General features: G+C 62.7%; 11 protein-coding genes. 9 read left to right on the forward strand and 2 right to left on the reverse strand.

All coding sequences use genetic code 11. The annotated features are described in order from the left end of the window. Positions 1-105 precede the first annotated feature (105 nt). Together metK and ACIPZH_RS07010 are read right to left on the reverse strand one after the other, a co-directional pair. Positions 106-1,296 carry a methionine adenosyltransferase gene (metK, locus tag ACIPZH_RS07005; RefSeq protein ID WP_012312441.1) on the reverse strand — a complete coding sequence of 397 codons (1,191 nt, stop codon included), beginning with the start codon at positions 1,294-1,296 and terminating at the stop codon, positions 106-108. 19 nt (positions 1,297-1,315) lie between these two features. Then, positions 1,316-2,308 (reverse strand): metalloregulator ArsR/SmtB family transcription factor, encoded by a 993-nt coding sequence (locus ACIPZH_RS07010; protein ID WP_241804043.1) that lies wholly within the window; start codon positions 2,306-2,308, stop codon positions 1,316-1,318. Positions 2,309-2,534: 226 nt separating this feature from the next. Between ACIPZH_RS07010 and tkt the strand changes: the two genes are divergently transcribed. The 9 genes from tkt (at position 2,535) to ACIPZH_RS07055 (ending at position 11,937) form a co-directional block, all read left to right on the forward strand. Beyond that, positions 2,535-4,532 carry a transketolase gene (tkt, locus tag ACIPZH_RS07015; RefSeq protein ID WP_267820551.1) on the forward strand — a complete coding sequence of 666 codons (1,998 nt, stop codon included), beginning with the start codon at positions 2,535-2,537 and terminating at the stop codon, positions 4,530-4,532. Positions 4,533-4,721: 189 nt separating this feature from the next. After that, on the forward strand, positions 4,722-5,783 hold the full coding sequence (epd, locus tag ACIPZH_RS07020) for an erythrose-4-phosphate dehydrogenase (RefSeq protein WP_400635681.1): 1,062 nt from the start codon (positions 4,722-4,724) through the stop codon (positions 5,781-5,783). A 12-nt stretch (positions 5,784-5,795) separates the two neighbouring features. Continuing rightward, positions 5,796-6,959: a phosphoglycerate kinase gene (locus ACIPZH_RS07025; RefSeq protein WP_400635682.1), complete on the forward strand. Its 1,164-nt coding sequence runs from the start codon at positions 5,796-5,798 to the stop codon at positions 6,957-6,959. Between the two features lie 32 nt (positions 6,960-6,991). After that, positions 6,992-7,210, forward strand: a complete 219-nt coding sequence (locus ACIPZH_RS07030) for a hypothetical protein (RefSeq protein WP_241804039.1) — start codon at positions 6,992-6,994, stop codon at positions 7,208-7,210. 64 nt (positions 7,211-7,274) lie between these two features. Next, positions 7,275-7,604: an MliC family protein gene (locus tag ACIPZH_RS07035; RefSeq protein ID WP_400635684.1), complete on the forward strand. Its 330-nt coding sequence runs from the start codon at positions 7,275-7,277 to the stop codon at positions 7,602-7,604. A 101-nt stretch (positions 7,605-7,705) separates the two neighbouring features. Further along, entirely contained in the window at positions 7,706-8,770 is a 1,065-nt protein-coding gene (gene fba, locus ACIPZH_RS07040; RefSeq protein WP_008093958.1) for a class II fructose-bisphosphate aldolase, read from the forward strand. A gap of 197 nt (positions 8,771-8,967) precedes the next feature. Then, entirely contained in the window at positions 8,968-11,088 is a 2,121-nt protein-coding gene (locus ACIPZH_RS07045; protein ID WP_400635686.1) for a putative bifunctional diguanylate cyclase/phosphodiesterase, read from the forward strand. A 39-nt stretch (positions 11,089-11,127) separates the two neighbouring features. Then, on the forward strand, positions 11,128-11,628 hold the full coding sequence (locus tag ACIPZH_RS07050) for a M48 family metallopeptidase (protein WP_400635688.1): 501 nt from the start codon (positions 11,128-11,130) through the stop codon (positions 11,626-11,628). Positions 11,629-11,640: 12 nt separating this feature from the next. Beyond that, the gene (locus ACIPZH_RS07055) at positions 11,641-11,937 is read left to right on the forward strand and encodes a helix-turn-helix domain-containing protein (RefSeq protein ID WP_400635690.1); all 297 of its coding nucleotides are present in this window, start codon (positions 11,641-11,643) and stop codon (positions 11,935-11,937) included. The last annotated feature ends 97 nt before the right edge of the window (positions 11,938-12,034 follow it).

Genomic DNA, 12,034 nt, shown 5'->3' on the forward strand with positions numbered 1-12,034 from the left:
CGGGTTCAGTTGTCAGGTGATGTGTCGCGGGGGCGATGGCATGGGGTACAAAAAAAGCCCCTGCCGATCACTCGGCAAGGGCTTCGATTCACCGCGGCAGGCTGATTACAGGCCGGCAGCGTCACGCAGCGACTGGGCGCGGTCGGTGCGTTCCCAGGTGAAGGTGGTGAAGGTGTCGTCGCCGACAGTCTTCTGCTGCGGGGTACGGCCGAAGTGGCCGTAGGCAGCGGTTTCCTGGTACATCGGATGCAGCAGGTCGAGCATCTTGGTGATGGCATACGGGCGCAGGTCGAAGCACTCACGCACCAGCTGGATGATCTTGTCGTCCGAGACCTTGCCGGTACCGAAGGTGTTGATCGAGATGGAGGTCGGCTGGGCTACGCCGATGGCGTAGGACACCTGGATCTCGCAACGTTCGGCCAGGCCGGCGGCGACGATGTTCTTGGCCACGTAACGGCCGGCGTAGGCAGCAGAACGGTCGACCTTGGACGGGTCCTTGCCGGAGAACGCGCCACCACCGTGGCGGGCCATGCCGCCGTAGGAGTCAACGATGATCTTGCGGCCGGTCAGGCCACAGTCACCTACCGGGCCACCGATGATGAAGTTACCGGTCGGGTTGATGTGGTACTGGGTGTCCTTGTGCAGCAGTTCGGCAGGCAGGGTGTGCTTGACGATCAGCTCCATCACGGCTTCCTGCAGGTCTTTTTGCGAGACCTCAGGGTTGTGCTGGGTCGACAGCACCACCGCGTCGATGCCCACTACCTTACCGTTTTCATAGCGGCAGGTGACCTGGGACTTGGCGTCCGGGCGCAGCCAAGGCAGCAGCCCGGATTTGCGCGCTTCGGCCTGGCGCTCGACCAGGCGGTGCGAGAAGCAGATCGGTGCCGGCATCAGCACGTCGGTTTCGTTGCTGGCGTAGCCGAACATCAGGCCCTGGTCACCGGCGCCCTGGTCTTCCGGCTTGGAGCGGTCCACGCCCTGGGCGATGTCCACCGACTGTTTGCCGATGATGTTCATCACGGCGCAGGTAGCGCCGTCGAAGCCGACGTCGGAGCTGTTGTAGCCGATGTCGATGATGACTTTGCGCACCAGCTCTTCCAGGTCGACCCAGGCCGACGTGGTGACTTCGCCGGCGATGATGGCGACACCGGTCTTGACCAGGGTTTCACACGCCACGCGGGCGTATTTGTCCTGGGTGATGATGGCATCCAGGACCGCATCCGAAATCTGGTCGGCGATCTTGTCCGGATGCCCTTCGGACACGGACTCGGAGGTGAAAAGGGAGTATTCGCTCATCTCGACGGGTTCCTAAAATTTACCGATGGTGTGTGTCGCCAGCCGTCCGCTGAAAATGGCGGACCTGTATCTGGAAACCGTTACGCAAGCCCACATAGAGGCTGTCCCCCGGGGCCAGCCCGGCAGCGTTGGCCCAACGGGCCAGGTCGTCCTGTTCAAAACCAAGCCAGAGATCGCCGCAGGCTTCCCGCGCCCAACCCTGATCATGGCTGCACAGTTCGGTGACCAGCAGGCTGCCGCCTGCCTTCACCCGTTTGGCCAAAAGGCGCAGGGCCAGGGCCGGGTCGCTGAAATGGTGCAGGACCATGTTCAGCACAACGCAGTCGGCTTCCACATCCGTTGCACCCAGTGCATCGGCCAACTGCAGGTTTACATTATCCAGACGTTCGCGTTCGCAGACCTGGCGCGCCAGCTCGAGCATGGTCGGGCTGTTGTCCATGGCTGTGACGCAGGCAAAGCGCCGGGCCAGGTCGGGCAGGAAGCCGCCGTCGCCGGGGCCGACTTCCAGCGCGCTGGCCGTCGGCTGGAAATTCAGTGTGTCGAGCAGCGCCAGCAGGCTTTCGCGATACTGCGGCAGGCCGGCGATCAGGTCCTGCTGGGCGCGGAACTTTTCTTCCACGCGCAGGAAAAAGTCCTGGCTGGTGGCGGCGCGGCGTTGCTGCACCTGGGCGATGCGCGCCTGCACGTCCAGCGGCAGTGTCAGGTCGTCGACCTCTTCGAGCAGCGCGGTATGCAGGCGGCCGCCCAGCCGTTGGCTGTCGGGCAGGGCCCTGCGGTAGAAAATCGCATTGCCTTCGCGGCGTGTAGCCACCAGCTCGGCCTGGGCCAGAACCTTGAGGTGGTGGCTCATGCCCGACTGCCCGATGTCGAAGATCTGTGCCAGCTCCAGGACGCCGAACGAATCGCTGGCCAGGGCGCGCAGGACATTCAGGCGCAGTTCGTCGCCACTGGCTTTGCACAGGGCTGCCAATGTGTCGCTTCGCTGAGGGATCGGTCGCGTACGCAGGTTCATGACGCGGCAGTCTAGACAGGCATCGTTGCCCTAGCAAGGCCAATATCAAAAAGTTTTGATATTGGCGATGAGCTGCAGGAAATAGAGCCTTGCGCGCTCGGGTCCGCTTTCTCTCACTGATTAAAGCGTGCCGCTGGCCGCTTAAATGTTTGCCCCCAGCCCCCCAGTGGGGGAAAATGGCCGCCTTTTTCGTTACACCACCTATTCAAGCCCCAGGAGATAAGCGATGCCCAGCCGTCGTGAACGTGCCAACGCCATTCGTGCCCTCAGCATGGATGCCGTGCAAAAGGCCAACAGCGGCCACCCAGGTGCCCCCATGGGCATGGCGGATATCGCCGAAGTGCTTTGGCGCGACTATCTGAAGCACAACCCGAGCAACCCGAGCTTCGCCGACCGTGACCGCTTCGTGCTGTCCAACGGCCACGGCTCGATGCTGATCTATTCGTTGCTGCACCTGACCGGCTACGACGTCACCATTGACGACCTCAAGTCGTTCCGTCAGCTGCATAGCCGTACCCCGGGCCACCCCGAGTTCGGCTACACCCCGGGTGTGGAAACCACCACCGGCCCGCTGGGCCAGGGTTTGGCCAATGCCGTGGGCTTTGCCTTGGCTGAGAAAGTGCTGGGTGCCCAGTTCAACCGTGAAGGCCACAACATCGTCGACCACAACACCTACGTGTTCCTCGGCGACGGCTGCATGATGGAAGGCATCTCCCACGAAGTCGCCTCGCTGGCCGGCACCCTGGGCCTGAACAAGCTGGTCGCCTTCTATGACGACAACGGCATCTCCATCGACGGTGAAGTGGAAGGCTGGTTCACCGACGACACGCCCAAGCGCTTCGAGGCCTACAACTGGCTGGTGATCCGCAACGTCAACGGCCACGACGCCGACGAGATCCGCACCGCCATCGAGACTGCGCGCAAGAGCGACCGTCCGACCCTGATCTGCTGCAAGACCATCATCGGTTTCGGCTCGCCCAACAAGCAGGGCAAGGAAGACTGCCACGGTGCTCCGCTGGGCAACGACGAAATCGCCCTGGCCCGCAAGGAACTGAACTGGAACCACGCGCCGTTCGAAGTTCCTGCCGACATCTACGCCGAATGGGACGCCAAAGAAGCAGGCGCCAAGGCTGAAGCCGAGTGGAACAAGCGTTTCGATGCCTATGCCGCCGCCTTCCCGGAGCTGGCCAGCGAACTCAAGCGCCGTCTGAGCGGTGACCTGCCGGCCGACTTCTCCGAAAAGGCCGCTGCCTACATCGCTGAAGTCGCTGCCAAGGGCGAGACCATCGCCAGCCGCAAGGCCAGCCAGAACACCCTGAACGCCTTCGGCCCACTGCTGCCGGAATTCCTTGGCGGCTCGGCCGACCTCGCCGGCTCCAACCTGACCCTGTGGAAGGGTTGCAAGGGTGTGGACGCCAACGACGCCAGCGGCAACTACGTGTTCTACGGCGTGCGCGAATTCGGCATGACCGCGATCATGAACGGCGTCGCCCTGCACGGCGGCCTGGTGCCTTACGGCGCAACGTTCCTGATGTTCATGGAGTACGCCCGCAACGCTGTGCGCATGTCCGCCCTGATGAAACAGCGCGTCATCCATGTGTACACCCACGACTCCATCGGCCTGGGCGAAGACGGCCCGACCCACCAACCGATCGAGCAACTGACCAGCCTGCGCAGCACGCCGAACCTGGACACCTGGCGCCCGGCCGACGCAGTCGAGTCGGCTGTGTCCTGGAAGCACGCCCTGGAGCGCAAGGACGGCCCTTCGGCGCTGATCTTCTCGCGCCAGAACCTGCAGCATCAGGCGCGCGACGCCCAGCAGATCGCCGATATCGCCCGCGGCGGTTACGTGCTCAAGGACTGCGCCGGCGAGCCTGAGCTGATCCTGATCGCCACCGGCTCGGAAGTGGGCCTGGCTGTTCAGGCGTTCGACAAGCTGAGCGAGCAGGGCCGCAAGGTGCGTGTCGTGTCGATGCCGAGCACCAGCGTGTTCGACGCCCAGGATGCGGCCTACAAGCAGTCGGTACTGCCGCTGGAAGTGGGTGCACGTATCGCCATCGAAGCGGCTCACGCCGACTTCTGGTACAAGTACGTCGGCCTCGAAGGCCGTGTCATCGGCATGACCACTTACGGCGAGTCGGCTCCGGCCAGCGCACTGTTCGAAGAGTTCGGCTTCACCCTGGAAAATATCCTGGGTACTGCCGAAGAGCTGCTGGAAGACTGATGTAACCAAGGAGGGCGGTGACGCCCTCCAGGTCGTGTAGGGGAGGGCCTTGCCCTCCATCGCGATGCAAGGCCGCTTCTACAGTTACCGCGCAGACTCGATGCTGGCGAGGTCACTGCAGAAGCGGCCTTGTGCCGCGATGGGCCGCAACGCCGCCCCAACAGCCACCCTGCGTTAGCGAGCCCACCCATGCCTCACCCGCGTCCCTTCAAAGTTGCACTCAACGGTTACGGCCGCATCGGCCGCTGTGTCCTGCGCGCACTGTTTGAGCGTGGGGCAAAGGCGGGCTTCGAAATCGTTGCGTTGAACGACCTGGCCGACCAGGCCAGCGTGGAATACCTGACACGCTTCGACTCCACTCACGGCCGATTCCCCGGCGATGTGAAGGTCGACGGCGACTGTCTGCATATCAATGGCGACTGCGTGAAGGTCCTGCGCAGCGCCACCCCCGAGGGCGTCGACTGGGCCGCCCTGGACATCGACCTGGTGCTGGAGTGTTCCGGCGCCTATCACACCCGTGCCGATGGTCAGCGCTTTCTCGATGCCGGTGCGCCGCGGGTGCTTTTTTCGCAGCCCATGGCCAGCGAGGCCGATGTGGATGCAACGGTGGTCTACGGCATCAACCAGGCTTGCCTGACCGGCGCCGAGCGGCTTGTGTCCAACGCCTCCTGTACCACCAACTGTGGCGTACCGCTGCTGCGGGTGCTGGACCAGGCGTTCGGCATCGAGTACGTGCAGATCACCACCATTCACTCGGCGATGAACGACCAGCCGGTGATCGACGCCTACCATCATGAGGATCTGCGCCGCACGCGCTCGGCTTTCCAGTCGGTGATCCCGGTGTCCACGGGGCTGGCGCGTGGTATCGAGCGCTTGCTGCCGGAACTTGCCGGGCGAATACAGGCCAAAGCGGTACGCGTGCCGACCGTCAACGTGTCGTGCCTTGACATCACCCTGCAGACCGGCCGTGACACCACTGCGACCGAGGTCAACCGGGTGCTGCGCGAGGCGGCGCTGGATGGCCCGCTCAAAGGCTTGCTGGCTTACACCGAATTGCCCCACGCCAGCTGTGATTTCAACCATGACCCGCATTCGGCGATCGTCGATGCCAGCCAGACACGCGTCTCGGGCCCCCGCCTGGTGAACCTGCTGGCCTGGTTCGACAACGAATGGGGTTTTGCCAACCGTATGCTCGACGTTGCCGAACATTATCTGCACGTCGTCCACCCAACCCGCACCAAACAGCCCTGAAGGACTGCATTCATGACCGTGTTGAAGATGACCGACCTCGACCTGCAAGGTAAACGCGTACTGATCCGCGAAGACCTCAACGTGCCTGTGAAGGACGGTGTGGTAACCAGCGACGCGCGTATCCTGGCTGCGCTGCCGACCATCAAGCTGGCCTTGGAGAAGGGCGCGGCGGTGATGGTCTGCTCGCACCTGGGCCGCCCTACCGAAGGTGAGTTCTCGGCCGAAAACAGCCTCAAGCCGGTTGCCGACTACCTGAGCAAGGCCCTGGGCCGCGACGTTACGCTGGTCGCCGACTACCTCGATGGCATCGAGGTCAAGGCTGGTGACCTGGTGCTGTTCGAGAACGTTCGCTTCAACAAGGGTGAGAAGAAGAACGCCGATGAACTGGCGCAGAAGTACGCGGCCCTGTGCGACGTTTTCGTCATGGACGCCTTCGGTACCGCTCACCGTGCCGAAGGCTCCACCCATGGCGTGGCCAAGTTCGCCAAGGTCGCTGCGGCTGGCCCGCTGCTGGCCGCCGAGCTGGACGCCCTGGGCAAGGCCCTGAAGGCACCGGCCAAACCCATGGCCGCCATCGTTGCCGGCTCCAAGGTGTCCACCAAACTGGACGTTCTGAACAGCCTGAGCTCGGTTTGCGACCAGTTGATCGTGGGTGGCGGCATCGCCAACACCTTCCTGGCCGCCGCCGGCCACCCGGTGGGCAAGTCGCTGTATGAGCCTGATCTGGTGGACACCGCCAAGGCCATCGCCGCCAAGGTCAGCGTACCGCTGCCAGTCGACGTGGTGGTTGCCAAGGCGTTTGCCGAGAGCGCCGAGGCCACCGTCAAGGCCATCGCTGACGTGGCTGCTGACGACATGATCCTGGACATCGGGCCACAGACTGCGGCCAACTTCGCCGAACTGCTGAAATCGTCGAAAACCATCCTGTGGAACGGCCCGGTCGGTGTGTTCGAGTTCGACCAGTTCGGCAACGGCACCCAGGTACTGGCCAAGGCCATCGCCGAAAGCGCCGCATTCTCCATCGCCGGTGGTGGCGATACCCTGGCTGCCATCGACAAATATGGCGTCAGCGCCGAGATCTCCTACATTTCTACCGGTGGCGGTGCATTCCTCGAATTCGTCGAAGGCAAGGTACTGCCGGCGGTGGCGATTCTGGAAGAGCGGGCAAAAGCCTGACAATGGCGGCGCCTGGCAAAGGGAGCGACCTGATGGTCAAGCAATTGCCTGTGATCTTGCTGGCGGGTTTGCTGAGCGCATGCTCCAGCAGCCCGCCCTCGGACAACGACCCGGCGCAGCCGCCCAAAGGCGGGTGCTACCAGTCTGAGTGGCAGGCCGAGACCGTGCCGGTAATCAGCAAGCGCGTGGGCCCGGAAGGCCTGGAAAAGTATGACGAAGACCACCAGCGCAAGGCGCCTGGCTGCCCATGAACCGATGCGCTTCGTCGGTGCAGGCAACCAAGTGACCGTTGTGTGGTCATCTAGAGGATATGCAATGAAAGCGCTGATGGCCTTGATGGCCCTGGCGACACTGGCAGGATGCTCGCTGCTGCAGCCGGCGCAACCCGCCCCGGCAGCTACCTGGACCCGCTGGGTCTGTGACAGCCAGAACGAAGTGCTATGGCGCTTCGCTGATGCACAACAGGATTCGGTCGACGTGCGCCTTGGCGGCGGCGACCAGGTCTACCGGCTCAAGGCCGAGCCGAGTGCCTCGGGTGCGATATACAGCGATGGTGTGCTGGCCTTCCATACCAAGGGCGAGGAAGGCCTGGTGTACTGGGTGGCAACCAACGATCTGATTGGGCGGGGCTGCAAGGCACCGTGACTGGCCGGGCCGCACGGGTGGCCCACACTACTTGAACAGCAACCGCCCCTGCGGCAGGCTTGCACGAAACAAAACGACGCTTGTCGGGAGAGAGATACACAATGGCACTCATTAGCATGCGCCAGATGCTGGACCACGCCGCCGAGTTCGGTTACGGCGTTCCAGCTTTCAACGTCAACAACCTCGAGCAGATGCGCGCCATCATGGAAGCGGCCGACAAGACCGACTCCCCAGTGATCGTCCAGGCTTCTGCCGGTGCCCGCAAATACGCTGGCGCGCCATTCCTGCGTCACCTGATCCTGGCCGCCATCGAAGAATTCCCGCACATCCCTGTGTGCATGCACCAGGACCACGGCACCAGCCCTGACGTGTGCCAGCGTTCGATCCAGCTGGGCTTCAGCTCGGTCATGATGGACGGCTCGCTGGGTGAAGACGGCAAGACCCCGACCGACTACGAGTACAACGTCCGTGTCACGCAGCAGACTGTCGCCATGGCGCACGCCTGCGGCGTTTCGGTCGAAGGCGAGCTGGGCTGCCTGGGTTCGCTGGAAACCGGCATGGCCGGTGAAGAAGACGGCATCGGCGCCGAAGGTGTGCTGGACCACAGCCAAATGCTCACCGACCCTGAAGAAGCCGCGGATTTCGTCAAGAAAACCCAGGTGGATGCCCTGGCCATCGCCATCGGCACCAGCCACGGTGCCTACAAGTTCACCAAGCCGCCGACCGGTGACGTGCTGGCGATCGACCGCATCAAGGAAATCCACAAGCGCATCCCCAACACTCACCTGGTGATGCACGGTTCTTCCTCGGTACCGCAGGAGTGGCTGGCGATCATCAACCAGTACGGCGGCGACATCAAAGAAACCTACGGCGTACCGGTCGAAGAAATCGTTGAAGGCATCAAGCACGGCGTGCGCAAGGTCAACATCGATACCGACCTGCGTCTGGCTTCCACCGGTGCCATGCGCCGCCTGATGGCGCAGAACCCAAGCGAGTTCGACCCGCGCAAGTTCTTCGGCGAAACCGTCAAAGCCATGCGCGATGTCTGTATCGCTCGTTACGAAGCCTTCGGCACCGCCGGCAATGCCTCGAAGATCAAGCCGATCTCCCTGGAAGGCATGTTCCAGCGTTACCTGAAAGGTGAGTTGGCCGCCAAGGTCAACTGATCACAGGCCGCCACGAAAAAACCCGCAGAAATGCGGGTTTTTTTATGGGCCAATGGCCAGCAAACAACCGTTAGTCGACTACCATTACATTTAGTCATTGATAGCGTTCTGACTGCATTGCGCGTTACGCACTCGCGTCTAGAGTGTTTAATCGGATCCAATTGCAAGTCGAAGTCGGTCATAAAAGAGAAAGCAGCATGGATGGCGCTTACCCTCAACCACCGGATGGCAACTCGGTTCTCCTGGTGGTGGACGATTACCCTGAGAACCTCATAAGCATGCGCGCCTTGCTGGCCCGCACAGATTGGCAGGTGCTGACCGCAGGTTCAGGGATGGAAGCCTTGAGCGCCTTGCTGGAGCACGAAGTCGACCTTGTGCTGCTCGACGTGCAGATGCCGGAAATGGACGGTTTCGAGGTTGCCCGGCTGATGCGTGGCAGCCACCGGACCAAGCTGACTCCGATCATTTTCCTCACCGCCAACGAGCAGTCCGATGCAGCCGTGCTCAAGGGCTATGCCAGCGGTGCGGTGGACTACCTGTTCAAGCCGTTCGACCCGCAGATCCTCAAGCCCAAGGTGCAGGCGCAGCTGGACCAGCAGCGCAACCGGCGCATGCTGCAACGCTTGACGCGCGAACTGGAGGCAGCCAGGGCGTTCAATGCGTCCATCCTGGAAAATGCCGCCGAAGGTATTCTGGTGGTCGACGCTCACGGCAGCATCAGCTTTGCCAACCCGGCGATCTCGCGCTTGCTCGATGCCCCGGTCGAGCAATTGCAGGGCGCGCAGTTGCTTGGCTTGCTGCAACTGCCCAATGCCACCCTATGGAGCGAATCGGATTTTCATCACGCCTACCAGTCGCGGCAGATTTTCCGTATACACGATGCTCACCTGCGCACGTCAGGCGGCCACCTGGTGCCGGTAGCCTTGTCCTGCGCGCCGCTGCCGGCTGATCAGCAGGCGATGGTGGTGACGGTGCTGGACATGTCGGTAGTGCGTAATTTGCACCAGCAGCTCGAATACCAGGCGGTCACCGACCCGCTCACCGGCCTGCTCAACCGCCGAGGGTTCTATCAGGCAGCTGAAAGTGTGCTGCTGCGCAATGAACGCTCGGACAAGACGCAGGCTTTGATGTACATGGACCTGGATGGCTTCAAACGGATCAATGATTCGCTCGGCCACGATGCCGGGGACCGGGTACTGGGTTGGGTTGCCGAGCAACTCAAGGACTGCCTGGGCAGTGAGGCGCTGCTGGCACGCATGGGCGGAGACGAGTTCACTGCGCTGTTCGATGGCCTGCCGTATCCGGAACAAGCCGGCCGCTTTGCCGAGCAACTGCTTGAGCGTGTGTCCGTTCAGCGGCAGGTGGCCGGCCTGGATGTATCCCTGGGTGTCAGCATCGGCATTGCCACCTACCCGGACTGCGGTGCCACGGTCGAAGGCCTGTTGCGTGCCGCCGATGCGGCGATGTATGCGGCCAAGCAAGCTGGGCGCGGGCAGTACCGTTTCTACGACCAGGAGCTCAATGGCCGGGCGCGTTCACGGTTGATGCTCGAGGACAGTGTGCGCGACGCGGTCGAGTCGCAAGGTTTCAACATGGTGTACCAACCCCAGGTCGCATTCGCCGACGGGCATCTGCGCGGTTTCGAAGCCCTGCTGCGCTGGCAGCACCCCAGTGTTGGCGATGTACCGCCGGGCTTGTTCATCCCCTTGCTGGAGGAGGCGCGACTGATAACGCGCCTGGCCAGCTGGATCTACCGCCAAGGCGCGGCGCAGCGCCAGGCCTGGTGTGAGCGTTTTGCGCCGGATCTGGTGCTGGGTATCAGCCTGAGCCGCGCTCAGTTCGCCATGCCTGGGCTTGTCGATGAGTTGCAGCGGGTGATAGAGGATTACCAACTCAACCCGGCGCAGCTGGAAGTGGAAGTCGCCGAGACCTCACTGATGTACAACATCGACGCGGCGATCAAGCAGATCCACCGCCTGCGCGAGTTGGGCGTGCGCGTGGCGCTGGACGACTTTGGTGCTGGCGACTGCTCGCTGCGCATGCTGCGCGACCTGCCTATCGACACCTTGAAGTTGGACCGCCACCTGGTGGCGCGCCTGCCCGATTCGGCGGCGGATGCCGCCCTGGTGCGCAGCGTCATCGGCCTGTGCGCCGATTACAACGTCACTGTCATCGCCGAGGGCGTGGAAACCGCGGCCCAGGCCACTTGGCTCAAGGCAAACGGTTGCGCCTACGTGCAGGGCTTCCTTGTCGCTCGCCCGATGACCGCCGCCGATGCCAGCGGCTTTCCGGCAATTTTTCCCTGGCCGGGGTGCTGATTGGCTAGAATCGGCATTCGTTACGCCGAATGCCATGCCATGACCGTCTTACGCTATTTGCAAGCTTACCCGCCGCACCTGCAGGAGCAGGTGCAGTTGATGATCGACAGCGACCGCCTGGGTGACTACCTGCAGCGCCGCTATCCCGGTCGCCATGACGTGCAGAGCGACAAGGCGCTGTACGGCTACGCCCAGGAATTGCGCCAGCAGTACCTGCGCAGTGCGCCCAGCCTGGACAAGGTATTGTTCGACAACCGTCTGGACCTCACCCACCGTGCGCTCGGGCTCAATACTGCGGTATCGCGGGTGCAGGGGGGCAAGCTCAAGGCGAAGAAGGAAATCCGCATCGCCTCGCTGTTCAAGGAGGCCGCGCCGCAGTTCCTGCGCATGATCGTGGTACACGAACTGGCGCACCTGCGCGAGCGTGACCACAGCAAAGCCTTCTATCAGCTTTGTCAGCATATGGAGCCGGACTACCACCAACTGGAATTCGACCTGCGCGTCTACCTGACCTATCGGGAGCTGCCGGGTAACCTGTAAGGATCACGCAGCATGGATGTGAGCAAGACCAAGAGCAGTTTCTATCGCCGCCTGTACGTGGCCTGGCTGATCGACAGCCAGACCGCTACCAGCGTGCCCGCCTTGATGGAAGCCACCGGCATGCCGCGCCGCACCGCGCAGGACACCATCGCTGCGCTGGCCGACCTGGACATTGTCTGCGATTTCGAGCAGCAGGACGGGGCGCGCAACCACGCCGGGCATTATCGGATCCGTGACTGGGGAGCGATCGACAAGCAGTGGATCATCCGCCACCTACGCCAGATCAGAGAAGTGCTCGGCTACCCGTAAGTCCGTGGGCCTGTATGCCTCGGCCAAAATAGAGGCTAATTGACACTATTGGCCGCTGCCCTGCACGGCGGCTTTGTGTAGTCTCTCTACCAGCGTG

Origin of the sequence: Pseudomonas sp. NPDC089758, from assembly GCF_044748705.1 — a bacterium.
Lineage (GTDB): Bacteria > Pseudomonadota > Gammaproteobacteria > Pseudomonadales > Pseudomonadaceae > Aquipseudomonas > Aquipseudomonas putida_X.